Source organism: Pseudomonas sp. TWR2-1-1 (assembly GCF_049897045.1).
Taxonomy (GTDB): Bacteria; Pseudomonadota; Gammaproteobacteria; order Pseudomonadales; family Pseudomonadaceae; genus Aquipseudomonas; species Aquipseudomonas versuta.
In genome coordinates this window covers 14,312-37,570 of the sequence record NZ_JAFCVM010000008.1, presented here as the reverse complement: position 1 = coordinate 37,570, position 23,259 = coordinate 14,312, and the positions used below count along the sequence as shown (strand labels likewise).

Genomic DNA, 23,259 nt, shown 5'->3' with positions numbered 1-23,259 from the left:
GCTGCGCATTCCCTACATTGACCACCGAGTGGCAGGAGTTTGAGCATGAAACGCCAAGGTTTCGCCAGCTTTCATATTTCATCACTGCACCTGCAGCAAGGCCTGTGCGCCAGTCTTGCTTTGTTGGTGACACTGATCGGTGGTCAGCAATGGGTTCGATGGCAGCAAGACACGCCGTCTCAGGCGGTGTCCTTGCCCGCTGTCGTTTATCAGCAGCAGCACTTCAGCACGATCAAAACCAATGCGCTGGATTCCAGTGTCTACGCCGCTGACCGTTATGAACTGGCAGCTGCTGAAGAGACGCAAATAGCCAATTCGCAACCTGCACCGGAACGTTGGGTGTTTTAAGTGTTCACAGCCTTGAGGCCCTTGCGGGCGTTGAAGTACATCACTGGCAATACGCTATTCCCACAGTAATAAGGAGAATCACCATGTTGAGTTGGGCAGTTACTTTCCTGATTATCGCCATCATCGCTGCAGTGCTGGGCTTTGGGGGTATTGCGGGCACCGCGACCGGTATCGCCAAGATTCTCTTTGTCGTATTCCTGGTGATGTTCGTGGTGTCGTTCATCTTTGGCCGTCGTGGTAAAGGCTAATCATGATTAGCCGTTCCTTTAAGGCAATGGCCGCCGCCCTGTTGATGGGCGGCAGCGTCATGGCCCTGGCTGCAAACGATGGCCAGTCGCACGCAAACCAGCTACTCAGCGATCCCGACTATCGCCAGGCCTGGCAACAGGTGGTGAAGAAGGAGGAGCGCTTGCCTGAGTGGGTGATGAATCTTTCTGGCTCTGCCGAGCAGATGAATGCAGTCACCGAAGATGGCGATCAATATCTGGTCGGTCCTTTATGTGAAACCGCAGATACGTGTTCGACCAAGCGCTTGATTGTCGCGGTCAGTTTCGACAAGAAACACGCTTATGCAATGTTGGTTGAAGTACCGGCGGGTTTGCCTGCTGACAAATCACCGACACGTCACGCCGACTACCGCTTTTTGGGCAAGCCGGACGCAGGCATGCAGGCCTTGCTCAAAGAGCAATTAAAGAAGGATCCGAGCTGGTACTGAGCTCTGTCTCTTTCTTGATTCTGTAGGGGGGAACTCACTCTTGCAGGCGCAATAGCCCAGGTTTTATCTGGGCTTTTTTGTGTCTGAGCGGTAGGGGTGTTTATTCGTAAAACCCTGTCTGGTCTCATTATTTTCCAAAGTACTGAGCAGCCCGGGGTTATGTGAGACAGCGACCGTATATCGACTAATAGCAAAATGATTTATTCAGTATTTTCGATTCGTGCAATCGGATAACTCTCAATTATTTGACGATTTTTCGCCGGGTTTTCCGGGCGCAAAAGACCTTGTAACAGCCGGTGTACGGCACTTATGTCGTCTATTCTTACCTTTCCCCTGTGCTTGTTGATGAGGTCTTGTCGGACAAAACCCATGCCGATTCGGCATAGGGTAGGCGTTTACGGCATTAGACGGTTTACTCCGGCATGGGAATAGTTGCGCCTTTTTTCGCCTGCTAAAGAGCCTGTACGGTTCGATTTGGGCGACCTTCTACGGGGGTAGAGGTTTCTGATATTTGCGCTCTGAGCGCTCTATTCTGAGCTTCTGCCCGAGTCCACTTGAAGTAAGGGTAATGACATGAAGAAGGCAAAACTTAGCCTCGCCTGGCAGATCCTGATTGGTCTGGTCCTCGGGATTGCAATCGGCGCACTGCTTAACCATTTCAGTGCTGAAAAGGCCTGGTGGATCAGCAACGTTCTGCAACCTGCCGGTGATATCTTTATCCGTCTGATCAAGATGATCGTGATCCCGATCGTGATTTCCTCACTGGTGGTCGGGATTGCAGGCGTTGGTGATGCGAAGAAGCTGGGTCGCATCGGTCTTAAAACCATTCTTTACTTCGAGGTGGTGACCACCATCGCGATTCTGGTCGGCCTAGTGCTGGCCAACGTGTTCCACCCGGGCGCCGGGATCGACATGAGCACGCTGGGCACGGTCGATATTTCCAAGTATCAGGCCACTGCTGCGGAAGTGACCCACGAGCATGCGTTCATTGAGACCATCCTCAACCTGATCCCGTCGAACATCTTCGCTGCCATGGCTCGCGGTGAGATGCTGCCGATCATCTTCTTCTCGGTACTCTTCGGCCTCGGCCTGTCGAGCCTGAACGCCGAGCTGCGTGACCCGCTGGTGAAAACCTTCCAGGGCGTGTCCGAGTCGATGTTCAAAGTCACGCACATGATCATGAACTACGCGCCAATCGGTGTGTTTGCGCTGATCGCCGTGACCGTTGCCAACTTCGGTTTTGCGTCTCTGGTACCGCTGGCCAAGCTGGTATTGCTGGTTTACGCCGCCATCCTGTTCTTCGCCTTTGCCGTGCTGGGCCTGATCGCCAAGCTGTTCGGCTTCTCGGTGATCAAGCTGATGCGCATCTTCAAGGACGAGCTGGTTCTGGCTTACTCCACCGCCAGCTCTGAAACCGTGCTGCCGCGGGTGATCGAGAAGATGGAAGCCTACGGCGCACCGAAGGCTATCTGCAGCTTCGTGGTACCGACCGGCTACTCGTTCAACCTTGACGGTTCGACCCTGTATCAAAGTATCGCGGCGATTTTTATCGCGCAGCTGTATGGCATCGACCTGTCGATCAGCCAGCAATTGCTGTTGGTACTGACCTTGATGGTTACCTCCAAAGGCATCGCCGGCGTACCGGGCGTGTCCTTCGTAGTGCTGCTGGCAACCTTGGGCAGCGTGGGTATTCCGCTTGAAGGCCTGGCCTTTATCGCCGGTGTTGACCGTGTGATGGACATGGCGCGTACCGCCCTGAACGTGATTGGTAACGCCCTGGCGGTACTGGTGATTTCGCGCTGGGAAGGCATGTACGACGACGCCAAGGGCGAGCGCTACTGGAACTCGCTGCCGCATTGGCGCAGCAAGGAAGCCCTGCCAAAAGGCGAATAAACGCCCTTCAGCAGTTGCACCCAAACAAACCCCGGCCTTGTCCGGGGTTTGTTGTTTCTGCGGTCTGGCCGCTATCATCCGCCGTATCTTTCAGGAGTTCACTCGATGCTCAACGGCCTATGGCTCGGTTTTTTCCTCGTCGCTGCGGTGTCGGCGCTTGTCCAGTGGCTGGTGGGCGGCAATGCCGGGATCTTTGCGGCGATAGTGGAAAGTATCTTTGCCATGGCCAAGCTGTCGGTCGAAGTGATGATTCTGTTGTTTGGCACCTTGACCTTATGGCTGGGTTTTTTGCGCATCGCTGAAAAAGCCGGAATCGTCGACTGGCTGGGGAGGGCGCTGGGGCCGCTGTTCAAGCGCCTGATGCCCGAAGTGCCACCCGGCCACCCGGCACTGGGGTTTATCACCTTGAACTTCGCGGCCAACGGTCTGGGCCTGGACAATGCCGCCACGCCGATTGGCCTCAAGGCCATGCGGGCGCTGCAAGAGCTCAATCCGAGCCCGACCAGTGCGAGCAATGCGCAAATCCTGTTTCTGGTGCTTAACGCCTCTTCCTTGACCCTGCTGCCGGTGACGATCTTCATGTATCGCGCTCAGCAGGGCGCCGCGGACCCTACGCTGGTGTTCCTGCCCATCCTGCTGGCGACCAGCGCCTCGACGCTGGTGGGCCTGCTCTCGGTTGCCTTCATGCAGCGCTTGCGACTCTGGGACCCGGTGGTGTTGGCTTACCTGGTACCCGGGGCGTTGATCCTGGGTGCATTTATGGCGTTGCTGGCGAGCCTGTCAGCCGCGGCGCTGGCGAGTTTGTCCTCGATCCTCGGCAACCTGACACTGTTCGGGTTGATCATGCTGTTTCTGGTGATTGGCGCGTTGCGCAAGGTCAAGGTCTACGAGGCCTTCGTTGAAGGGGCCAAAGAGGGCTTTGATGTCGCCAAGAACCTGCTGCCGTATCTGGTGGCGATGCTCTGTGCGGTAGGGGTGCTCCGGGCATCTGGCGCGCTGGATTTCGGTCTGGACGGGATTCGCCATGTGGTCGAGTGGCTGGGCATGGACACACGCTTTGTCGATGCGTTGCCGACGGCCATGGTCAAGCCGTTCTCGGGCAGTGCGGCGCGGGCCCTGCTGATCGAAACCATGCAGACCCAGGGGGTGGACAGCTTCCCGGCGCTGGTGGCCGCGACGGTGCAGGGCAGTACTGAAACCACGTTTTATGTGCTGGCCGTGTACTTCGGCGCCGTGGGTATTCAGCGCGCCCGCCATGCCGTGGGCTGCGCTTTGCTGGCCGAGTTCTCGGGTGTAGTGGCCGCGATTGCGGTGTGCTACTGGTTCTTCGGTTAATCTGCAAAACCATTGCTGGCAAGCCAGCTCCTACAGGTGTTGTGGGAGCTGTCTTGCCAGCGATACAGGGCCTCAGCGTTGCGCCTGCCCTTGCTGCATCACCCACTGCACCACTTGTGGCATCAGCGTGTCAGTGGCCTGGCCAAAACCTGCAACAACCCCCGGCACCATCGGATTGCTCAGCGGCTGGCGTGCTTCAAAACGCCTGGATGCCACCACCCGCTGATCGCTACTGCGCACCAGCCGGGCGTTGTACTGAATCAGCACTTCAGGGCTTTTGCCGTTGTAGCGGGTCTGGAACGCCAGTAATTCTCCGCCTAGTTCGTAATCGGCCTGCAGGTTGCTGTCGTCGGTGCTCAGCCCCTGAATCCGCCCGTCCTGGAGGAAGGCCTCGAGCAAGCGGTTACGCAGCAGCACCGGCGCCGTATCGCTCCAGCGCGCGCCTTTGTAATTGCTGATCAGGTTGCCCTCAGGTACCACGGCGATGTTCTGGCTGTTCAGTGCGTTACTGGCCATCGGCTTGTCGAGGCGCAACGACCAGCTCACCGGTGCGCTGCGGCTGGCGGCAACGGGCGCTTGCCCATAGGGCAGCCAGTACACGTCGACCTGCTCGGGCTTGGGCAAAATCGAACAGGCGCTGAGCAGGCTCAGGCTGGCGGCCAGGACGATTGAACCTGCCAGGCGATAAGTACGGATCATGGCGTGAATTCCTTGTTCTGTTCGCGGCCCAGCAAGTAACCGCTTGGGTTGGCTTCAAGGCGCCGTGAAATCGAGCGTAACGTGCCGAGGGTTTCGCGTAGCTCATTGACGGCCGGGCCCAGCTGATTGAGCCCTTGCAAGCCGCTGTTGAGCGACTGTTCATTGTTGTTGATCAGGGTATTGATGGTCGCGCTGCTCTGTTCCAGCGACTTCATGGCCTGTTCTGCACTGCTGAACATCTGCTGGCCCTGATTGCTCAACATGCCATTGGCGTTGCGCATCAGCGCCGTGGTTTGCTCCAGAGTGCCGCTGGCCTGCTTACTGACCTGGGCCAGCTGCTTCATCATCTGACTGATATCGTTGCGCTGGCTGGCAATTGCAGTAGTGGTCTGCTCCAGGTTGTCCAGGGTCTTGCCCACGCGATTGACGTTCTCGCGGGAGAACAGGCGGTTGGCGTTGTGCAGCAGGATATTGATATTGGCCAGCAAGTCATTGCCATCGGTGAGCAACCGGGCAATCGGGGAGGGCGAGGCCACTATGACTGGCAGCTTGCCGTCTACGCCTTTGAGGGGTGGACTGTTCGGGTCGCCCCCGCTGAGCTGGATGATCGAGGTGCCTGTCACGCCCGTCAGCGCAAGCTTGGCCTTGGTATCGACCTTGACCGGGGTGCCGGCAGCCAGGCGAATACGGGCCAGTACGCGGCGCGGGTCCTTGTCATCCAGGCGCAGCTCTATGACGTCGCCGACCTTGATCCCGTTGTATTGCACCGAGCTGCCTTTGGACAAGCCGCTGACCGCCTCGTTGAACACCACTTCGTAATCCTTGAAGGTGCTGTCCATGCTGGCCTTGGCCAGCCACAGGCCAAACAGCATGGCCCCGACAATGACCAGCACACTAAACAAGCCGATCAATACATGATGGGCACGGGTTTCCATGTTATTGCTCCTTGAACTTGGTTGCCGCTTCGTACGCAGCGCGGCCACGGGGGCCATGGAAATATTCATGAATCCACGGGTCGTCGTAGTCTTCGACCTGTTTGATAGGTGCGGCTACCAGCACCCGTTTTTGCGACAGCACCGCAACCCGGTCAGTGATGGTGTAGAGCGTGTCCAGGTCGTGGGTAACGAGAAATACACTCAAGCCCATGGCGTCACGCAGGGTCAGGATCAACTGGTCGAACGCCGCGGCGCCAATCGGGTCCAGCCCGGCGGTGGGCTCATCCAGAAACAGGATGTCCGGATCCAGCGCCAGCGCCCGGGCCAGCGCCGCGCGCTTGACCATCCCGCCTGACAGCATGGACGGGTATTTGTCGGCGGCTGACAGGGGCAGCCCGGCCAGTGCCAGCTTCACACACGCCAGATGCTCTGCGTCAGGACGGCTTAGCCCAGCGTGCTCGATCAGGGGCAGGGCGATGTTTTCGGTCACGGTCAGTGAAGAAAACAGCGCGCCGCCCTGAAACAACACGCCAAAACGCCGTTCAACTTTCGACCGCGCCTCTTCCGGCAGGCTTAACAGGTCCTGGCCAAACACCCGCACCTGGCCTTCGGTTGGTCGCCGCAGCCCGACAATACTGCGAAGCAGTACTGATTTGCCGGTACCGGAGCCGCCGACAACGCCGAGAATTTCGCCCTTGTACACATCCAGGTCGAGATTCTCGTGCACGGTCTGGCTGCCAAAACGGTTACACAAACCGCGCACTTCGATTACCGCCTCGCCGGGCGTATGCATGGGAGCACTCACCAGCCCATCTCCATAAAGAACAACGCGGCCACGGCGTCGAGGACGATCACGATAAAGATCGATTGCACCACGCTGGACGTGGTGTGCTCGCCTACAGACTCGGCGCTGCCGCTGACTTTAAAGCCCTCAAGGCAGCCCACCGCAGCGATCAGAAAGGCGAAAAACGGGGCTTTGACCATGCCCACCAAAAAGTGTTGAACGCCGATATCGGAGTGCAACAGTGATATGAACATGTCGGGGGAAATGCCCAGCGAGACAACGCAGACCACTGCGCCGCCGAGGATGCCGGCCATCATGGCCAAAAAAGTCAGCAGCGGCAGGGCGATAAGGAGTGCCAAAACCCGTGGCAGCACCAGCAAGTCCATGGGGTCCAGGCCCAGGGTGCGAATCGCGTCGATCTCTTCGTTGGCTTTCATCGAGCCGATTTGTGCAGTAAAGGCACTGGCTGTACGGCCTGCCAGCAGGATGGCCGTGAGTAATACGCCAAACTCGCGCAAGAAGGAAAATGCCACCAGGTCGACGGTAAAGATCCCGGCACCAAAGTTGGCCAGCACCGTGGCGCCGAGGAAGGCCACTACGGCGCCCACCATGAAGGTCAGCAACACCACAATCGGCGCGGCGTTGAGGCCAATCTGCTCGATATGCGCCACGACGGGAGTGATGCGCCACTGTTTTGGCCGAAACAGGTTGCGTACCAGGGTTTGCAGGATCAGCCCGATGAAGCCCAGCAACTGCAGCGTGTCTTGCCACAGCTTGTAGACCGCGCCGCCGATGCGGCTCAACAACAGGATGCAGGTGTTCTGCGGGGCGACTTTGACCGGCACACAGAAGTCGCGCATTGAGGAGTAGACCGTTTGCAGCAATGCACGATCAGCGGCGGGCAGTTTTTGTGCGGTGTCGGTCAACTGGCCGACTCGCTCGGCGCCCAATAGCTCCACCAGCAGCGACGCTCCGGCAGTGTCGATGCTGGAAACTTCGTCCAGATCAACCTCGGTTTGAGCGTCGTAATGCCCGACAAGTTGCTCGGTTTGCTGTTTGAGCAGGGTGTAGTGGGCCAGCGTCCAGTCGCCGCTGATAAGCAGCCGCGCCGGATTTCTTGAGGTGTCTAGTTGGGCATTGCCCGCCATGGCCGTAATAATCTTAAGCTCCCAGCTAAGTACGCTTGAACCTTATTTAATAGCACAGTCCTGCAAAACTGCTTCAGTTTGCTTGAAGATCGCTTGCCGGTGATTGATCTGGGTTAACCCGAAAGCGCAACACGCCAATCAATTGTCCATCCTCGGTGATAACCCGTACTTGCCAGCGTCCTGCGGGGTTGGGCGGGAAATTCTGTTTGTGGGTCCAGGCGCGATAGCCCTCCTGGCGGCCTCCGTGAATATCCAGAGCGATGCGGTCGACCTCCTGGCCGTTGAGCTGCCACACATGGTAGATCCGCTCATTCAAGCCACGGGGAGCATTGATCGATGTATAGGCATACAGACCGCTGCGGCGCAGTTCGCTGACGCTGATCTCCTCAATGCTTTCGCCCGGCGTGCGGTCTTGCAACTGGGTGGTAACCGCGACCTCGGTCATCCACAGGGTCGCGGGCGGCACCCAGGAGCGCAGTAACCAGCCCGTGCCTCCCAATGCGAGCACGATCAAGGGCAGCACCAGCCAGCCGCGCCAGGTTTTCAGCGGCAGGCTCACCGCCAGGCTGGGGATAGAAAGCAGCACAGCGGTGCCCAGCGCCAGTTTGTAGCTTTCGGAGGTGGTCAGGTTAAGGATGATCGGCAGGGCGGTCAGCAGCGCCGCGAACAAGGCCAGGGTGTGCATGGCCAAAAACAGCCAGCGCCTGGGTGCCAGCCATCGGTAATACAGCGGATCGGTGATCGTCACTAGCCCCGCGGCCCCGAGCAGGCCGGTAAACACCAGCTGTCCGCTGTTCCAGGTGGTGGTAATAAAGAAGAAGGGCAGGACAAAAAACAGGCTTTCCTGATGAATCATCTGCGTTGCATAACGCAGCAGCGGCGGTGGGATTTCGCGCTTGAACACCCGGCTGAACAGCTGGGTGAAACTGTTCTCCAGCATCAGCCAGACCCAGCTCACCAGCAGAATCACGGCGATCCATCGGGCCATGCCTTGCTGGCGGTCCACCAGAATGAAACTGCCCACGCCCGAGCAAAAGCCGAATGCCGCGATCAGTCCCGGATAACGCTTCATCAACTCGAGGATGCGCTGTACGTAGTGGTTCCAGTTCGGCATTCGGCGGTTCACATTCTGTATAGGAAAAATCCTCGACAGAATAGCGTTTCAGAGAGCATGGCGTCCGGGATGTTTGCACCCTTGGCGCCCGAAACCTGCGGGAACCGGCAAGCCGGGCTCCCGCACCGGTTTAACGTACGCTGCTTTCGAAGCGGCTTACGTCAGTCAGTTCCAGTACCAGTTGATCGCCGACATTCAGCGGGCCAACGCCTGCCGGGGTCCCGGTCATGATCACGTCGCCGGCTTGCAGCGAGAAGCATGCCGCCATGTGCTGGATCATCGGCACGATCGGGTTGAGCATCATGGCGCTGTTGCCGTCCTGGCGTACTTCGTCATTGATGGTCAGGCGAATGCCGATGTCGGCCAGATCAGCGAAGGTGCAGCTCGGCACGAACGGTGCCAGCACGCAGGCGCCGTCGAATGATTTGGCGATTTCCCACGGAAGGCCCTTGGCTTTGAGTTCGGCCTGCTTGTCGCGCAGGGTCAGGTCCAGCCCCGGAGCGAAGCCGGAGATGGCATCCAGCACTTCTTCCCGGCTCGGGTTGTTCGACAGGGGCTTGCCGATCAGAACCGAAATTTCGGCTTCGTAATGCACTGAGCCGCGCTCGGTCGGAATCGCAAAACCGCCGTCCAGAGCCACAACACAACTGCCTGGCTTGATAAACAGCAGGGGCTCGGTCGGGATCGGGTTATCCAGCTCTTTGGCGTGCTCGGCGTAGTTACGCCCGATGCACACCACTTTGCCGATTGGAAAGTGAATCCGGGTACCGTCGACATACTGGTGCTGATAGCTCATGGACCGCTCCGCTGGGATTTAAGGGTGAAACCAGCCCTGTAGGAGCGAGCTTGCTCGCGAGCCGTAAAGATCGCGAACAAGCTCGCTCCTGCAGGGATGCAGGGTTATTTAAATCGCAAAAATCTTGCCCGGGTTCATGATGCCGTTCGGGTCGAACACGGCCTTGAGCGCTTTCATGTATTCGATTTCAACCGGCGAGCGGCTGTAGGTCAGGTAGTCACGCTTGGTCATGCCCACGCCATGTTCGGCAGAGATCGAGCCGTTGTACTTCTCGACGGTTTCAAATACCCACTTGTTCACCGTTGCACACTTGGCAAAGAACTCGTCCTTGCTCAGGTTTTCGGGCTTGAGGATGTTCAGGTGCAGGTTGCCGTCACCAATGTGGCCGAACCAGACAATTTCGAAGTCCGGGTAGTGTTCGCCGACAATGGCGTCAATTTCTTTCAAGAAGGCCGGTACTTTCGATACGGTGACCGAAATGTCGTTTTTGTACGGCGTCCAGTGGGAAATGGTTTCGGAGATGTATTCGCGAAGTTTCCACAGGTTTTGCAGTTGGGTCTCGCTCTGGCTCATCACGCCGTCCAGCACCCAGCCTTGTTCCATGCAGTGTTCGAAGGTTTCCAGCGCGGCATTGGCCACCTCTTCGGTGGTTGCTTCAAATTCCAGCAAGGCATAGAACGGGCAGTCGGTCTCGAATGGCGAAGGCACATCACCACGGCCCATGACCTTGGTCAGCGCCTTGTCGGAGAAGAACTCGAAGGCCGTCAGATCCAGCTTGCTCTGGAAGGCGTGCAGCACAGGCATGATCGAGTCGAAATCGGCCGTGCCCAACACCATCGCGGTCAGGTTTTTCGGCGCACGGTCCAGACGCATGGTGGCTTCAACCACAAAACCCAGAGTGCCTTCCGCGCCGATGAACAGCTGGCGCATGTCGTAGCCGGTGGCGTTTTTGATCAGGTCCTTGTTGAGCTCGAGCACGTCGCCCTTGCCGGTCACGACTTTCATCCCCGCGACCCAGTTGCGGGTCATGCCGTAGCGAATAACCTTGATCCCGCCGGCATTGGTGCCGATATTGCCGCCAATCTGGCTTGAGCCTGCCGAGGCAAAATCCACCGGGTAGTACAGCCCGTTTTCTTCGGCCAGATTCTGTAGATGTTCGGTGACCACGCCCGGCTGACAGACCACGGTACGGTCGGTCAGGTTGATGTCCAGCACCTGGTTCATGTAGTCGAACGACACGACCACTTCGCCATTCGCCGCCACGGCTGCTGCCGACAGACCCGTACGACCGCCCGACGGTACCAGTGCAACCTTGCGCTCATTGGCCCACAGCACGATGGCCTGCACCTGCTCGGTGCTCTTGGGAAACACAATGGCCAGCGGGGCCGGGGCGAAGTGCTTGGTCCAGTCCTTGCCGAAAGCGTTGAGGGAGTCGGCGTCGGTCAAGACCTTGCCAGGCTCTACCAGGTTCTTTAGCTCATCAATCAAGGCTGGATGGGTCATCAACAGAACTCTCGAACAATTCATGGTCATCCTGAGAACGCTTCACGTCGCAGGTATGGGTGTTTAGCGGGGCGCTTATGCTAGCATACGGCCCCCCCGTAGAATCGAGCTGTAGGACGATTCTCGGTGCCGGTCTACACGCCGGCCAGGTCAGCTCTCGCTGTCCATTCCCTGCCATTTTTTCTCTGGGACACAGGTTTACGCAGATGAGCAAGACTTCTCTCGATAAGAGCAAGATCAAGTTCCTTCTTTTGGAAGGCGTCCACCAATCCGCTGTTGAAGTACTCAAGTCTGCCGGTTACACCAGCATCGAGTACATCACCAGTTCCTTGCCTGAAGCCCAGCTGAAGGAAAAGATCGCTGATGCCCACTTTATCGGCATCCGTTCTCGTACCCAGCTGACCGAAGAAGTGTTCGACTGCGCCAAGAAACTGGTCGCTGTTGGTTGTTTCTGCATCGGCACCAACCAGGTCGATCTCAACGCTGCTCGCGAACGCGGTATCGCTGTTTTCAACGCGCCGTACTCCAACACCCGTTCGGTGGCCGAGTTGGTGCTGGCTGAAGCGATCCTGTTGCTGCGTGGCATCCCTGAGAAGAACGCTTCCTGCCACCGTGGTGGCTGGATCAAAAGTGCGGCCAACTCCTTCGAAATCCGGGGCAAGAAACTGGGTATCGTGGGTTACGGTTCGATCGGCACTCAGCTGTCGGTACTGGCTGAAGGCTTGGGCATGCAGGTGTTCTTCTATGACACCGTGACCAAACTGCCGTTGGGCAATGCGACTCAGGTCGGCAACCTGCACGACTTGTTGGGCATGTCCGACATCGTGACGCTGCACGTTCCGGAAACCGCTGCTACCCAGTGGATGATCGGTGAGAAAGAAATCCGCGCGATCAAAAAGGGCGGGATTCTGATCAACGCCGCACGTGGCACCGTGGTTGAGCTGGATGCACTGGCTGACGCGATCAAGGACAAGCACCTGATCGGCGCCGCTATCGACGTGTTCCCGGTTGAGCCGCGCTCCAACGACGACGTGTTCGAAAGCCCGCTGCGTGGCCTGGACAACGTGATCCTGACCCCGCACATCGGCGGTTCCACCGCTGAAGCGCAAGCCAACATCGGTCTGGAAGTGGCAGAGAAGCTGGTCAAGTACAGCGATAACGGTACTTCGGTATCGTCCGTGAACTTCCCGGAAGTTGCCCTGCCGGCTCACCCTGGCAAGCACCGTTTGCTGCACATCCACCAGAACATCCCGGGTGTGATGAGCGAGATCAACAAGGTCTTCGCCGAAAACGGTATCAACATCTCCGGCCAGTTCCTGCAAACCAACGAGAAAGTTGGCTATGTAGTGATCGACGTCGACGCCGAGTCCTCGGACCTGGCGCAAGAGAAGCTGCAAACCATCAACGGCACCATCCGTTGCCGCGTACTGTTCTAAGACGCGGGTCAATAAAAAGGGAGACCCTCGGGTCTCCCTTTTTTATGCGCGGTAAAAAAACTTACTTCACATTGACGGTGATTTTTTTCGAAACGACGGCAGGCTCAAACGGCACGTGGTTCTTGTCACCCAGCTCCAGCTGCAAAGTGTGCTTGCCAGGGGTCAGCGTCACTTCGGTTTCAACCTGACCCTTGCCGAAATGCACGTGGTTGGCGTCTGCCGGGATTGGCATGGCGGCGGCAGGCAGTTTGTCGACATCGATCAGCAGATGGTGGTGGCCAGTGTTTGCAGTCTGGTCGCCAGCGGGTGCAATGGCGACGTTTTTGGCGCCGAACTTCACGGTAAAGGTTTTATCCACAGTGGCGCCGTCAGCGGGAGACACGATGAACACTTCGGCGTCTTTAGGCGCCGGGGTCGTCGGCATGCCGGCAGCCGTGGCCATAACCGAAGCGCCCATCAATACAGAAGCCAACGCAACACGAGACAGTAGAGCTTTCATTTATTTTCTCCGGTTTTTTACAAAATGCTCAGGCTAAGGACAACTTTGAGCGGATCTGTTGTCCAACGCCGCAATTGACCAACATAAAGCAAAGCGGACGCCAATTGCGAATCGCTTGCATCAAATTCAAAGGAGTGACCATGCGTTTTCTGCCGGGCCTGATGCTTTTACTGCCATTGGCGTGTCCTTTTGCCCAAGCTGAACTGATTGATGATGTGAATGACCGCGGCGAACTGCGCATCGCCCTCGAAGCCGACCTGCCACCTTTCAGCTTCAAGCAGGACGGCCGTTTGACCGGTTTCGACGTGGAGCTGGGCGAGTTACTGGCCCAGGAGCTGGACGTTCACCCCTCGATTCTCATCACCGACAGCAATGACCTGCTGCCTGGTGTTGAAAGCGGAAAATACGATGTAGCAATCAATCACATCGCTTTGACCCCGCAACTGCAGGATCGGTTCGATTTCAGCGAGCCTTACAGCTATACCGGCGCTCAGCTGATCGTCCGCCAGGAAGAGCAGCGCCCGCTCAACACCCTGGACACACTCAAGGGCCAGCTCTTAGGCGTAGCTCAGGGCAGTCAGTTTGTCGAGCAGGTGCGAACCGGTCAGGCAGGCGAAGTGCACAGCTACCCCGATGCCCATCAGTCATTGGTAGCGTTGGCGGATAAACAGCTGGATGCGGCGGTCAGCGACCGTTTACTGACCCCGTTTGCGATTCGCGACAGCCAGTTAGCGGTCAAGGAAGGTGCAACCCTGGGGCCGGTGGTTGCGTTGGCAATTCCCTTTCAGAAGGGCAACCCTGCGTTCCAGACCAGCCTGGACAAGGCGTTGCAGCGAATCAAGGCGGATGGCCGCCTGGCGGCCTTGTCGCAGAAGTGGTTTGGCCTGGATGCCACCAAGCCATAAGGCCACAAACTTGTAGGAACCGGCTTGCAGCAATGCAGGCGACTCGGTGTCGATCCGGTCGCCAGCAAGCTGGCTCCTACAGTGCCATGTGGGTCTACTAGCGCAGTCCCTTCACATCTGTCGCCTTCACATCCCCGCCTTTATTGCCCCAGCTGGTGCGGATGAAATTGACCACGTCGGCTACTTCCTGATCCGACAACCGCCAGTAAAAAGCAGGCATGGTGAAGGTCGATGGCGCAGTGTGGGTTGCCGGAAGCGTCCCACCCTTGAGCACGATATGAATCAGTGAAGTCGGGTCGTCCGACAGCAGTACCGGGTTGCCCGCCAATGCCGGGAATACCCGGGTGTAACCGTGCCCGTCAGTGCGATGGCAGGCCGCGCAGTTGTCGATGTATACCGCCGCGCCGCGTTTGCTGTCGTCACCGTTCCACAACGCATCGGCAACGGCCGGATCGTATTGATGCGGCGTGTCCGTCGCGTCGACTGCCGGCAGCGATTTGAGGTAGCGGGCAATGGCTGTCAGGTCGGCTTCGGACATGTACTGCATGCTGTGCACAATCACATCGCTCATGCCGCCAAATACCGCGCTGCGGTCACTGCGGCCGGTCTTCAGGAACTGCACCAGCTGCTCTTCGTTCCAGCTGCCCAGGCCATCCTTGTGATCACCGCGCAGGTTCTTCGCAATCCAGCCTTCCAGCGGTGCGCTGCCCGATAGAAACGCGCTGCTGTCACCCGCGCCCAGGGCTTTTTCCTGCATGGTCAGTGCCCGTGGTGTGTGGCAGGCGCCGCAATGTCCAAGGCCTTCCACCAGATAAGCGCCGCGGCTCACTACGGGGTCTTGCCCGGTAACGGGGGTGAAGTCTGCAACGGCAGGTGCGAACGTCCAGCGCCACATCGCCAGCGGCCAGCGCATGCTCAGTGGCCAGGGAATGTCGACCGCCTTGTTTTCTTGCGCGACAGGTTTTACCCCCTTCATGAAGTAGGCATACAGCGCCTGCATGTCGGTTTCGGTCACGCGGGCGTAGGACGGATAAGGCATTGCCGGGTAGAGCGTGTCGCCATTTTTGGCGATGCCATGGCGTACGGCCTTGTCGAAATCGTCAAAGCTGTAGGCGCCGATTCCGCTTTTGTCCGGCGTGATATTGGTCGAGTAAATCAGGCCAATCGGGGTTTCCATTGGCAGGCCACCGGCAAACGGCTTGCCATCTTTGGCCGTGTGGCACGCCACGCAGTCACCGGCACGGGCCAGGTATTCCCCCTGCTTGATCAGCGCCTGCTGATCTTCCTGCGCGGCCACTGCCGAGAAGCTGCCCAGCAGGGCCAGGGTCGCGATAACAATTGCTTTCATGCTCATCGCTCCTTATGCCTGAACCAGCGGGCCGGGGTTTTTCAGGTACTGCTCGCGTATCGCCCGGGCCGACCAGTAGGTCAACGCAGCCACCAGCCCTGTCGGGTTGTAGCCCAGACCCTGAGGGAAAGCAGAGGCGCCGGGAACAAATACGTTGTGCACGTCCCAGCTCTGCAAGTAGCGGTTCAGGGCACTGGTTTTCGGATCGGTGCCCATGATCGCGCCACCGTTCAGGTGAGTGGTCTGATAGGACGCGGTATTGAAGTGATCCCCGACTTTTTTGCCGATGGCGGCGATGGCTTTGGGGTTCATCGCTTCGGCGATCTTGCCCATTTTCTCCATCATGAAACGGTTCATCTTGATGTCGTTTTCCTGCCAGTCGAAGGTCATCCGCAGCAACGGCTGGCCGTAGGCATCGCGATACACCGGGTCGAGGTCGAGGTAGTTGCAACGGTAAGACTGATGCGCGCCGTGTGAGTCCATCGACACCTGGTGGGTGTAGTAATCCGCCGTGGCGCGCTTCCAGGCGCTGCCCCATGCCGGTGTTCCGGGCGGGTTGGAGGTGCCGGCAATCGGCCGGCTGCCCGCCTGGTTGACCCACATCGGCGAACCGCCGACGAAGCCATGGGGCCCGTGGTCGAAGTTGTCCGCGTTGAAGTCGTCTATCGCCACGCCGTTGCCGCCCGCGCCGATGAAATTGTTGGTGTGCACGTCTTTATCGAAGTAGGCCTTGATGGTGCCCATGTTCTGGTAGGCGAAGTTACGGCCGACCACGCCTTCGTTGGTGATCGGGTCGTAAGGCTTGCCAATGCCCGAGAGCAGCATCAACCGCACGTTGTGGAACTGGAACGCCCCGAGAATCACCAGATCCGCCGGTTGCTCTATTTCCCGACCCAGCGCATCGATGTACGTCACGCCTGTGGCTTTGCTTTTGCTGCTGTCCAGATTGACCCGGATCACGTGCGCGTTGGGGCGCAGTTCAAAGTTGGGCAGCGGTTTGAGCGCCGGCAGAATGTTCACGTTGGGCGAGGCTTTGGAGTACATGTAGCACACGTAACCGCTGCAAAACCCGCAGAAGTTGCAGGGCCCCATCTGTGCGCCATAAGGGTTGGTGTAAGGCCCGGAGGTGTTGGCTGACGGCAGGTTGTAGGGTTTGTAACCCACCTCATTGGCCGCTTTCTGAAACAGCTGTGCGGAAACGGTGTTCTTTTGCGAGACCAACGGGAAATGGTCTGAGCGATCGGGCGCATAAGGGTTGCCGCCGTTGCCTTTACCGACCAGCTGACCTTTGACGGTCCAGGCCTGGCCCGAGGTGCCGAACACTTTTTCCGCGTAGTCGAAGAACGGTTCCAGCTCTTCGTAGCTGACGCCAAAGTCCTGGATGGTCATGTCTTTGGGGATGAAGTTTTTGCCGTAGCGCTCTTCATAGTGGCTGCGCATCCGCAGTTCGATAGGGTCTACCCGGAAGTGAACACCCGACCAGTGCAAGCCTGCGCCGCCCACGCCGTTGCCGGGCAGGAACGCGCCCAGCTGGCGGTTGGGCAGGGCTACGTCATTCACGCTGTGGCGGATGGTGACGGTTTCTTTCGAGACATCCTGAAAGAGCTTCTTGCGCACGCTGTAGGTGAGTTCGTCGATCACCTGTGGATAGTTGCCGTCCGGATAGGTGTCCTGCATTGGGCCGCGTTCAAGGGCCACAACATTCAGTCCAGCTTCTGTCAGCTCTTTGGCCATGATCGCGCCGGTCCAGCCGAAACCGACGATAACTGCATCAACTTTTTTCATAACGGTCGACATGCTCAAGCCCTCTCGCCGCGGATGGATACTGCCGGGAAGGGGTAAGGCTCGTTGCGTTCCACCCAGTCCATGAAATCAGCGCGGGCGCCGGGGAAGCCGATCATGGTCCAGCCGACCATGCCTTTGTTGCCACCGTGGATCGGGTCGCAGAAGAAGCCTTCCTTGGTGTTTTGCAGCAAGAAGCTGAAAAACATCTTGGCCGGGACGCTCTCGAATTCCGGTGTTCCGGCTTCCAGCTGCATGAGCACATTGTCTCGGGTAGCGCTGTCTAGTCCAGCAAATGTTGAGTTATAGGCCTTTTTGCAGAGCTCCTCCGTTGCAGCAATACCCAGGCGATAAATCTGTTTGGGTACCAGCTTGCTCTGCCAGCCCATTTCCGGGGCTGCGTCTGCATTGAACGGACCTTGCATGAACCACAGTGCGCCGCTGGCATACGGGGTATTCATCTGGCGATCGATATATTCCGGTACGCCAGCTTCCAGGGCGCCAGGGCCTTGTTCGTCAGCCGGGATCAGGCGCGACACAGCGGCGTTCACAAACGCCCACTCTTCAGCGGTGAAGTAAGTCGGCTCATAGGCGCTGGCAGCAGTTGCAGGGCGCGCCGCTGGTTCAGGCGCGGCGGCGGCAGGCGTGGCCATCAGCACAGAACCACCAAGGCCGGTGCTGGCGACGGTCACCACTGGAATCAGGGTCAGGGTTTTGCGTAAAAACTCACGCCGCGGGTTGTCTTGATCAGACATGGGGGAGCACCTCATCGGGCAATCACGGGTTTCAGCTACTCGATGGCAGCTTGTCGTTTTGGCGGCGGTTTGGACTGGAATCGATCCGTAAACAGAACACGCAGGCAACTATTAGTTACAAATTCTAACAGGCTGGGAGGCAGGGTGAATCGTTTCATGCGTAATTTTGCCGCACCCGCAGTGGCAAAGCGCTTTGGTGTCTTAACGAAATTTTGACAACAGGCTCACGGAGTTTTGATCGGGCTTGACCCAATCTAACGCTACATCCTCTTAATTCCTGTTGAAGTGGTCGAACTGACATGCCCAAAGCCCGGTTTCTCCCTGCTCTGTGTCTGACGTTAATGGCGGCATTTGCGCTGCCTCAAGCGCAGGCCGACGAAGCGGCCCGTCCGGCTCAGTGGGCACAGCCCATCGCGGCGCAGTACAACCTGTATCAAATGTCTGCGACGCTCTATCGCAGTGCATTGCCCGATAGCGAAGCCCAGGCTTTGCTGGACAAGCTGAAGATCGGTACCGTGATCAATTTTTTGAATGAGCCCGATGACACTTGGCTCAAGACCCCCGGCGTCGTGCAAGTGCAGTTGCCCTATCGCACTAATCATGTGGATGACGCCGATGTGCTGACGGCCTTGCGCGCCATTCAGTCGGCACAAGCCCGGGGTCCGGTGTTGATGCACTGCAAACACGGCTCGGATCGCACGGGCTTGATGTCTGCGATGTACCGGGTTGTAGTTGAGGGCTGGAGCAAAGAAGACGCCCTGAAGGAAATGACCCAGGGCGGCTTTGGTGAAAGCTCACACCACAAGGATGGCGCGGCCTACTTGATGAAGGCTGACATCCCGAAACTGCGTGCCGCCTTGAGCAGTGGCGCCTGCAGCACCAGCCCGTTCGCCTCATGCGTGGTGATGGGCTGGTTGAAATCCGCCTGAGCCTTGGTCGCCCACTGCTGCAAGGCCGCCCGGCGTTGTGGCAGTGGCAATTTCCCCAGTTTTTCTACCTCGGCATAAAACACCTGCCAATCACCTCCCGATTGTTTGAACAGGGCGGTAAAGGCGGGCACCCATTGGTCGTACAGACCAAATGGCAGCAGCTTGGCGTTATTCATCGGCGAATTTACCCACGGGTCATAACGGTTATTGCCGGCCCATTGCCGGTCGCGTAACTGACGGTATTCCCTGCGCAGTCGTTCAAACTCGGCTGTTTTACGCTGGCGCATTTCAGGCGCAGGCAAAGGCTGGGCATACAGCTGTTGCAGACGTTGCCGGGTGTCGAGCACCAGCGCTATGAATTGATCGCGTTGCTCCAGCCCCGCGCTGCTGGAGGGCGGCAAGCCCTGGTGCATGCGCCATTGGCGAGTACCTTGCTGTTCGACAAAGCTGGCGAAAGACTCATTGAACTCGGTGTCGTCCTGTACGTAAAACCGCTGATGGGCCAGCTCATGAAAAATCAGGGTGGCCAGTCGCTCATCCCCCCAATTAAGCATGCTGTTGAGGATCGGATCATCAAACCATCCAAGGGTTGAATAGGCTTCGACGCCACTGATAAACACGTCTTTGCCTTGCTGGCGCTGCAGGGCCGCCTCGCCGCGTGCGGCCCCTTGCGAGTAGTAACCCCTGTAGGCCACGCACCCGGCAATCGGGAAGCAATGGGTGACGGGGCTCAGGGAAAATTCTGCAGTGGCAAACACATTCCACACCACGTAGGGCCGTTTCAGATCGACGTAGAGGCGATAGCTTTGGTTGTCCGGCAGGTGCAAGTGCTGGCTGGCGAAGGTTCTCGCGGCCTGGGCTTTTGCCAGGTGTTCACGCAATGCCGGCGGTTGTTGCGGATCGGCAATTACCGTGGCTACCGGTGTGCGGGCTTTTAATATTTGCCACTGGCCGTCAGCCAGTTGCGAGTAATAAGCGGCACTGGAGCAGCCATTGAGCAGGGGCACCAGGACAATGGCGAAGAGGCAGCGAGTGAGCGGCGACATGGGACGGTCCAGTGGGGGAATGGCGCAAGACTAATCGCTAGCCCCTGCAGGAGCGAGCAATCGAGCGTCGACCGGCTGCTCCTTCACGGGGGTAGCCTGTCTTCAGGCTATGCTCATACTTTGATCACAGGTGGAAATCGCCATGCGCACGTATTTGTTATTGCCCATCGCCTGTCTGCTGTGTGCCTGTGCCAGCACGCCATTGCCAGCCGCAGACCCCACCAAGGCGTGGGTCGACCTGGAAACACAAACCGGCAAGCTGGTGATGGCCGAGCGTCTGGATAATCAGCGCCTGAACGACGGCCGCTACTTTCAAGTAACGCCAGGCAGTCATGAACTGATGGTGAGGTTTGATTTCGAGGTATTTGTCGGCGGCATGGGCATGTTCAGCGACCCGCAGGAGCGCTTGTGCTACATCACCCTCAATTACGACAATTTCCAGCCCGGCCAGCGTTACCGGCTGCAAGCGCGCTCCTTGGGTTTCAACGCTTACGCCCGGCTATACAACGCCGAGGGCAAGGTGCTGACAGAGGAGAGGCTGGTTAACTGCCTGCCTTGAGGTCAGGCATCGTTCTTTTGATAGATGATCTTTTTGCTGCCGTTTTCGCACGTCCCCACCACCATGTTCTGGTCGTGAACTTCTTCGTTGGTCACGATTTCAAGCGTGTAGGACGACACATTGTTGGCCTGAATCTTGGCTTCGATTTCGGCTTTCAGTTCTTCGCACGGTTTTGGCGCGGCCAGTGCCGAAGTGGCCATGGCGCAGCAGATAACAGCTAGAGCAAAACGTTTCATGATGAGACTCCCTTGGGACAGAACGCAAAGTCATGGTCTGACGCGACGAACGATCATACGATCACATTTCACGCCTTGCCTGACTGATCTGTGGCAGCCATCTTCCTACTGTTCAGGTCTACGCAGCCCCGGTCATGGCGACCGGGGCGTACGAGTGTCATTACCCCGTCGGTTTAGCTCACCAGGGTGGCATCGAGGGTGATTTTTGCATTCAGCACTTTGGACACCGGGCAACCTTCTTTGGCCTTTTTGGTCGCTTCCTCAAATTGTGCCTGGCTCGCCCCCGGCACCTTGGCCTTGAGTGTCAGATGCACGGCGGTGATCCCGTAGCCGCCCTCGACCTTGTCGAGTGAGACTTCGGCCTGGGTGTCGATGCTGTCCGGCTTTAGTCCCGCCTCGCCAAGAATCATGGACAGGGCCATGGAGAAGCAACCGGCATGGGCCGCGCCAATCAGTTCTTCAGGGTTGGTACCCTTGCCGCCTTCGAAACGGGCCTTGAAGCCATACGGGGCTTTGTTCAGCACCCCGGTTTCAGTGGAGATGGAGCCGATGCCGGTTTTGACATCGCCTTCCCAATGCGCCGATGCCGTTTTTTTAATAGTCATGCGTGCCTCCTGAAGAACGGCGTGAAAAATTTCACGCCTTGACTGGAGGTGTGAGGGCGGTGGGGTTCACAAAGTTCATCCTGACTGACCAATCGTCTTTTTTAGTCGCTCAATTCATGGCTTGCCATTGAAACTCGGGTATATGCCCATATTGCTAAGAGCACTGGCAGGTTTTTGGCGAGCGTCATGGCCTGCGTCCATTTAGGAGAAGCCGGCTCATGACACGATTGTCCGATGTTAAATTCTCGACCCTCGACCTGGTGCCTGTGCGTGAAAATGGCAGCGCGGCCCAGTCGTTGCACAACTCACTGGATCTGGCACGGCACGTAGAAAAGTTTGGCTACAACCGTTTCTGGGTGGCCGAGCACCACAATATGGACGGTATCGCCAGCTCGGCGACCTCTGTGTTGATTGGCTACCTGGCCGGTGGCACCTCGACCATACGCGTGGGTTCTGGCGGTGTGATGTTGCCCAACCATGCGCCCCTGGTCATCGCTGAACAGTTCGGCACCCTTGAAAGCCTGTATCCGGGCCGGATCGATCTGGGCCTGGGCCGTGCGCCGGGCTCCGACCAGATGACCGCCCGCGCACTGCGTCGCGAACGCTCCGGCAGCGCGGATGATTTCCCTGAAGATGTGGCCGAGCTTATGCGCTATCTGGGCCCGCGCACGCCGGATCAGCGGGTGATCGCGATGCCGGGCACCGGGACTAATGTCCCGGTGTGGCTGCTCGGTTCCAGCCTGTTCAGCGCGCAATTGGCGGGTGAGCGCGGCTTGCCTTACGCCTTCGCTTCACATTTCGCACCGCGGATGATGCACGAAGCGATTCGTGTCTACCGCAATCACTTCAAGCCGTCAGCGACCCTCGATAAACCCTATGTGATGCTGGGCGTGCCACTGGTGGCGGCCGATACCGACGAGCAGGCGGAGTACCTGTCCACTTCAGTGCTGCAGCGGATTCTGGCGTTGATGCGCGGGCAAAGTCTGGTGCAGCGTGCACCGGTGGACTCGATGGATGGCCTGTGGCTGCCCCACGAAAAAGAAGCGGTGATGAGCTTCCTGGGCCTGGCAATGGTTGGCAGCCCGCAGAAAATTCGCGCCAAGCTCGAAGTGCTGGTGGAGCAAACCGGGGCGGATGAACTGATCTTCACCTGTGATCTGTATGAGCATGCGGACCGCATTCGCTCCTATGAACTGCTGGCGCAGGTGATGAAACAAGACTGACCCGCAGGAGCAAGCTTGCTCGCAAGCTTTTAGCCCCACAAAAAAGCCGACCCCAGGGTCGGCTTTTTTGTACGCGCAGGTTTAACCGCGCTTGTAGACGATATCTTTGGTGCCCGCTTCGCAGGAACCCACTACTTTTCCGTCCGCCGACGCGCCTTTTTCCACTACTTTGAGCGAGTAATGCTGAGCGCCATTGGCCTCAATCTTCGCGGCGATTTCGCTTTTCAGCTCTTCACAAGGTTTGCCAGCTGCGAACGCTGTTCCTGCAATGCTCAGCAAACCTATAGCCAATAAAATCTTTTTCATCGGTCACATTCCCCGGTCGAAACTAAAAGGGTGCAGCGCATCTACTGCGTTGCACCCAGACGGTGTAGCGGACTTTATGGCAAACGGCCAGTCAGCTGACTCTAAAGGCTGATGCAACTCAGCTGCTGGCAATCCGGAAGCCGACCTTGAGGGTGACCTGATAGTGCCCCACCTTGCCGTCCTTGACGTGCCCCCGGGTCTCGATCACCTCGAACCATTCTATGTGTTTGATGCTTTTGTTGGCCTCTGCCAGTGCATTACTGATGGCGTCTTCTATGCTGCTCGGGGACGAGCCCACCAGTTCAATTTTCTTGTAGGTGTGATGGTCAGACATAACGTTCTCCTTTGTCGTAGATCAAA

General features: G+C 58.0%; 26 protein-coding genes. 10 read left to right on the top strand and 16 right to left on the bottom strand.

All coding sequences use genetic code 11. From position 1 onward, the window contains the following. Positions 1–45: 45 nt before the first annotated feature. The 5 genes from ACP7BO_RS19215 (at position 46) to ACP7BO_RS19195 (ending at position 4,291) form a co-directional block, all read left to right on the top strand. Entirely contained in the window at positions 46–348 is a 303-nt protein-coding gene (locus ACP7BO_RS19215; protein ID WP_397455402.1) for a hypothetical protein, read from the top strand. An 83-nt stretch (positions 349–431) separates the two neighbouring features. Beyond that, positions 432–596 carry a DUF1328 domain-containing protein gene (locus tag ACP7BO_RS19210; protein WP_003437658.1) on the top strand — a complete coding sequence of 55 codons (165 nt, stop codon included), beginning with the start codon at positions 432–434 and terminating at the stop codon, positions 594–596. A gap of 2 nt (positions 597–598) precedes the next feature. Beyond that, positions 599–1,063: an inhibitor of vertebrate lysozyme family protein gene (locus ACP7BO_RS19205; protein ID WP_426212136.1), complete on the top strand. Its 465-nt coding sequence runs from the start codon at positions 599–601 to the stop codon at positions 1,061–1,063. A gap of 573 nt (positions 1,064–1,636) precedes the next feature. Further along, the gene (gene gltP, locus ACP7BO_RS19200) at positions 1,637–2,956 is read left to right on the top strand and encodes a glutamate/aspartate:proton symporter GltP (RefSeq protein WP_060696475.1); all 1,320 of its coding nucleotides are present in this window, start codon (positions 1,637–1,639) and stop codon (positions 2,954–2,956) included. Positions 2,957–3,061: 105 nt separating this feature from the next. Next, positions 3,062–4,291, top strand: coding sequence for a nucleoside recognition domain-containing protein (locus ACP7BO_RS19195; protein ID WP_060696476.1), 1,230 nt, complete (start codon positions 3,062–3,064; stop codon positions 4,289–4,291). Positions 4,292–4,363: 72 nt separating this feature from the next. Here ACP7BO_RS19195 and ACP7BO_RS19190 read toward each other — a convergent pair whose 3' ends face one another. From ACP7BO_RS19190 to ACP7BO_RS19160, 7 genes are all read right to left on the bottom strand, one after another. Next, positions 4,364–4,990: an ABC-type transport auxiliary lipoprotein family protein gene (locus ACP7BO_RS19190; protein ID WP_397455404.1), complete on the bottom strand. Its 627-nt coding sequence runs from the start codon at positions 4,988–4,990 to the stop codon at positions 4,364–4,366. Beyond that, entirely contained in the window at positions 4,987–5,925 is a 939-nt protein-coding gene (locus tag ACP7BO_RS19185) for an MlaD family protein (RefSeq protein ID WP_060696478.1), read from the bottom strand. Before ACP7BO_RS19185 ends, ACP7BO_RS19190 begins: the two co-directional genes overlap by 4 nt. A gap of 1 nt (position 5,926) precedes the next feature. Beyond that, positions 5,927–6,718, bottom strand: a complete 792-nt coding sequence (locus tag ACP7BO_RS19180; protein WP_060696479.1) for an ABC transporter ATP-binding protein — start codon at positions 6,716–6,718, stop codon at positions 5,927–5,929. Positions 6,719–6,726: 8 nt separating this feature from the next. Next, positions 6,727–7,857, bottom strand: coding sequence for an ABC transporter permease (locus tag ACP7BO_RS19175; protein ID WP_426212132.1), 1,131 nt, complete (start codon positions 7,855–7,857; stop codon positions 6,727–6,729). 73 nt (positions 7,858–7,930) lie between these two features. Continuing rightward, on the bottom strand, positions 7,931–8,971 hold the full coding sequence (locus tag ACP7BO_RS19170) for a DUF5924 family protein (RefSeq protein WP_060696481.1): 1,041 nt from the start codon (positions 8,969–8,971) through the stop codon (positions 7,931–7,933). A gap of 130 nt (positions 8,972–9,101) precedes the next feature. Continuing rightward, positions 9,102–9,767: a fumarylacetoacetate hydrolase family protein gene (locus ACP7BO_RS19165; protein WP_426212129.1), complete on the bottom strand. Its 666-nt coding sequence runs from the start codon at positions 9,765–9,767 to the stop codon at positions 9,102–9,104. Between the two features lie 108 nt (positions 9,768–9,875). Continuing rightward, complete coding sequence (locus ACP7BO_RS19160; protein WP_397455408.1) at positions 9,876–11,270, bottom strand: FAD-binding oxidoreductase; 1,395 nt, start codon at positions 11,268–11,270, stop codon at positions 9,876–9,878. A 206-nt stretch (positions 11,271–11,476) separates the two neighbouring features. On the opposite strand from ACP7BO_RS19160, the gene serA reads away from it, so the two are divergent. Beyond that, positions 11,477–12,706, top strand: a complete 1,230-nt coding sequence (serA, locus tag ACP7BO_RS19155; RefSeq protein WP_060696484.1) for a phosphoglycerate dehydrogenase — start codon at positions 11,477–11,479, stop codon at positions 12,704–12,706. Between the two features lie 61 nt (positions 12,707–12,767). On the opposite strand, the gene ACP7BO_RS19150 is transcribed toward serA, so the two are convergent. After that, entirely contained in the window at positions 12,768–13,205 is a 438-nt protein-coding gene (locus ACP7BO_RS19150; protein WP_003437624.1) for a DUF4399 domain-containing protein, read from the bottom strand. Positions 13,206–13,345: 140 nt separating this feature from the next. On the opposite strand from ACP7BO_RS19150, the gene ACP7BO_RS19145 reads away from it, so the two are divergent. Further along, positions 13,346–14,110 carry a transporter substrate-binding domain-containing protein gene (locus tag ACP7BO_RS19145; RefSeq protein WP_426212126.1) on the top strand — a complete coding sequence of 255 codons (765 nt, stop codon included), beginning with the start codon at positions 13,346–13,348 and terminating at the stop codon, positions 14,108–14,110. A gap of 97 nt (positions 14,111–14,207) precedes the next feature. On the opposite strand, the gene ACP7BO_RS19140 is transcribed toward ACP7BO_RS19145, so the two are convergent. Genes ACP7BO_RS19140 through ACP7BO_RS19130 form a run of 3 tightly spaced genes read right to left on the bottom strand, consistent with a single transcriptional unit; the run spans position 14,208 to position 17,995 of the window. After that, entirely contained in the window at positions 14,208–15,458 is a 1,251-nt protein-coding gene (locus ACP7BO_RS19140; protein ID WP_397455410.1) for a c-type cytochrome, read from the bottom strand. A gap of 12 nt (positions 15,459–15,470) precedes the next feature. Continuing rightward, a complete protein-coding gene (locus ACP7BO_RS19135; protein ID WP_060696487.1) occupies positions 15,471–17,255 on the bottom strand; it encodes a GMC family oxidoreductase in 1,785 nt (594 codons plus the stop codon). Between the two features lie 2 nt (positions 17,256–17,257). Next, complete coding sequence (locus ACP7BO_RS19130; RefSeq protein ID WP_426212123.1) at positions 17,258–17,995, bottom strand: gluconate 2-dehydrogenase subunit 3 family protein; 738 nt, start codon at positions 17,993–17,995, stop codon at positions 17,258–17,260. 299 nt (positions 17,996–18,294) lie between these two features. Between ACP7BO_RS19130 and ACP7BO_RS19125 the strand changes: the two genes are divergently transcribed. Continuing rightward, positions 18,295–18,924, top strand: a complete 630-nt coding sequence (locus ACP7BO_RS19125; protein WP_397455413.1) for a tyrosine-protein phosphatase — start codon at positions 18,295–18,297, stop codon at positions 18,922–18,924. On the opposite strand, the gene ACP7BO_RS19120 is transcribed toward ACP7BO_RS19125, so the two are convergent. Next, the gene (locus ACP7BO_RS19120; protein WP_426212120.1) at positions 18,813–19,970 is read right to left on the bottom strand and encodes an aminopeptidase; all 1,158 of its coding nucleotides are present in this window, start codon (positions 19,968–19,970) and stop codon (positions 18,813–18,815) included. The genes ACP7BO_RS19125 and ACP7BO_RS19120 overlap by 112 nt on opposite strands. A gap of 142 nt (positions 19,971–20,112) precedes the next feature. Here ACP7BO_RS19120 and ACP7BO_RS19115 point away from each other — a divergent pair, with 142 nt between their 5' ends. After that, positions 20,113–20,529: a hypothetical protein gene (locus ACP7BO_RS19115; protein ID WP_060696490.1), complete on the top strand. Its 417-nt coding sequence runs from the start codon at positions 20,113–20,115 to the stop codon at positions 20,527–20,529. 2 nt (positions 20,530–20,531) lie between these two features. Here the strand turns inward: ACP7BO_RS19115 and ACP7BO_RS19110 are convergent, their stop codons facing one another. Then, positions 20,532–20,765, bottom strand: a complete 234-nt coding sequence (locus tag ACP7BO_RS19110; RefSeq protein WP_060696491.1) for a DUF1161 domain-containing protein — start codon at positions 20,763–20,765, stop codon at positions 20,532–20,534. 173 nt (positions 20,766–20,938) lie between these two features. Continuing rightward, positions 20,939–21,370, bottom strand: a complete 432-nt coding sequence (locus tag ACP7BO_RS19105) for an OsmC family protein (RefSeq protein WP_060696492.1) — start codon at positions 21,368–21,370, stop codon at positions 20,939–20,941. A gap of 218 nt (positions 21,371–21,588) precedes the next feature. Here ACP7BO_RS19105 and ACP7BO_RS19100 point away from each other — a divergent pair, with 218 nt between their 5' ends. After that, positions 21,589–22,593, top strand: a complete 1,005-nt coding sequence (locus ACP7BO_RS19100) for an LLM class flavin-dependent oxidoreductase (RefSeq protein ID WP_060696493.1) — start codon at positions 21,589–21,591, stop codon at positions 22,591–22,593. Positions 22,594–22,674: 81 nt separating this feature from the next. Here the strand turns inward: ACP7BO_RS19100 and ACP7BO_RS19095 are convergent, their stop codons facing one another. Both ACP7BO_RS19095 and ACP7BO_RS19090 read right to left on the bottom strand, forming a co-directional pair. Next, positions 22,675–22,899, bottom strand: a complete 225-nt coding sequence (locus ACP7BO_RS19095; protein ID WP_060696494.1) for a DUF1161 domain-containing protein — start codon at positions 22,897–22,899, stop codon at positions 22,675–22,677. A gap of 118 nt (positions 22,900–23,017) precedes the next feature. After that, on the bottom strand, positions 23,018–23,233 hold the full coding sequence (locus ACP7BO_RS19090) for a dodecin (RefSeq protein ID WP_060696495.1): 216 nt from the start codon (positions 23,231–23,233) through the stop codon (positions 23,018–23,020). Between the last annotated feature and the right edge of the window lie 26 nt (positions 23,234–23,259).

Bases quoted from the DNA above. Each gene is read 5' to 3' on its own strand.
- ACP7BO_RS19215 (WP_397455402.1), top strand. From the start codon at position 46: ATGAAACGCCAAGGTTTCGCCAGCTTTCATATTTCATCACTGCACCTG.
- ACP7BO_RS19210 (WP_003437658.1), top strand. From the start codon at position 432: ATGTTGAGTTGGGCAGTTACTTTCCTGATTATCGCCATCATCGCTGCA.
- ACP7BO_RS19205 (WP_426212136.1), top strand. From the start codon at position 599: ATGATTAGCCGTTCCTTTAAGGCAATGGCCGCCGCCCTGTTGATGGGC.
- gltP (WP_060696475.1), top strand. From the start codon at position 1,637: ATGAAGAAGGCAAAACTTAGCCTCGCCTGGCAGATCCTGATTGGTCTG.
- ACP7BO_RS19195 (WP_060696476.1), top strand. From the start codon at position 3,062: ATGCTCAACGGCCTATGGCTCGGTTTTTTCCTCGTCGCTGCGGTGTCG.
- ACP7BO_RS19190 (WP_397455404.1), bottom strand. From the start codon at position 4,990: ATGATCCGTACTTATCGCCTGGCAGGTTCAATCGTCCTGGCCGCCAGC.
- ACP7BO_RS19185 (WP_060696478.1), bottom strand. From the start codon at position 5,925: ATGGAAACCCGTGCCCATCATGTATTGATCGGCTTGTTTAGTGTGCTG.
- ACP7BO_RS19180 (WP_060696479.1), bottom strand. From the start codon at position 6,718: ATGCATACGCCCGGCGAGGCGGTAATCGAAGTGCGCGGTTTGTGTAAC.
- ACP7BO_RS19175 (WP_426212132.1), bottom strand. From the start codon at position 7,857: ATGGCGGGCAATGCCCAACTAGACACCTCAAGAAATCCGGCGCGGCTG.
- ACP7BO_RS19170 (WP_060696481.1), bottom strand. From the start codon at position 8,971: ATGCCGAACTGGAACCACTACGTACAGCGCATCCTCGAGTTGATGAAG.
- ACP7BO_RS19165 (WP_426212129.1), bottom strand. From the start codon at position 9,767: ATGAGCTATCAGCACCAGTATGTCGACGGTACCCGGATTCACTTTCCA.
- ACP7BO_RS19160 (WP_397455408.1), bottom strand. From the start codon at position 11,270: ATGACCCATCCAGCCTTGATTGATGAGCTAAAGAACCTGGTAGAGCCT.
- serA (WP_060696484.1), top strand. From the start codon at position 11,477: ATGAGCAAGACTTCTCTCGATAAGAGCAAGATCAAGTTCCTTCTTTTG.
- ACP7BO_RS19150 (WP_003437624.1), bottom strand. From the start codon at position 13,205: ATGAAAGCTCTACTGTCTCGTGTTGCGTTGGCTTCTGTATTGATGGGC.
- ACP7BO_RS19145 (WP_426212126.1), top strand. From the start codon at position 13,346: ATGCGTTTTCTGCCGGGCCTGATGCTTTTACTGCCATTGGCGTGTCCT.
- ACP7BO_RS19140 (WP_397455410.1), bottom strand. From the start codon at position 15,458: ATGAAAGCAATTGTTATCGCGACCCTGGCCCTGCTGGGCAGCTTCTCG.
- ACP7BO_RS19135 (WP_060696487.1), bottom strand. From the start codon at position 17,255: ATGTCGACCGTTATGAAAAAAGTTGATGCAGTTATCGTCGGTTTCGGC.
- ACP7BO_RS19130 (WP_426212123.1), bottom strand. From the start codon at position 17,995: ATGTCTGATCAAGACAACCCGCGGCGTGAGTTTTTACGCAAAACCCTG.
- ACP7BO_RS19125 (WP_397455413.1), top strand. From the start codon at position 18,295: ATGCCCAAAGCCCGGTTTCTCCCTGCTCTGTGTCTGACGTTAATGGCG.
- ACP7BO_RS19120 (WP_426212120.1), bottom strand. From the start codon at position 19,970: ATGTCGCCGCTCACTCGCTGCCTCTTCGCCATTGTCCTGGTGCCCCTG.
- ACP7BO_RS19115 (WP_060696490.1), top strand. From the start codon at position 20,113: ATGCGCACGTATTTGTTATTGCCCATCGCCTGTCTGCTGTGTGCCTGT.
- ACP7BO_RS19110 (WP_060696491.1), bottom strand. From the start codon at position 20,765: ATGAAACGTTTTGCTCTAGCTGTTATCTGCTGCGCCATGGCCACTTCG.
- ACP7BO_RS19105 (WP_060696492.1), bottom strand. From the start codon at position 21,370: ATGACTATTAAAAAAACGGCATCGGCGCATTGGGAAGGCGATGTCAAA.
- ACP7BO_RS19100 (WP_060696493.1), top strand. From the start codon at position 21,589: ATGACACGATTGTCCGATGTTAAATTCTCGACCCTCGACCTGGTGCCT.
- ACP7BO_RS19095 (WP_060696494.1), bottom strand. From the start codon at position 22,899: ATGAAAAAGATTTTATTGGCTATAGGTTTGCTGAGCATTGCAGGAACA.
- ACP7BO_RS19090 (WP_060696495.1), bottom strand. From the start codon at position 23,233: ATGTCTGACCATCACACCTACAAGAAAATTGAACTGGTGGGCTCGTCC.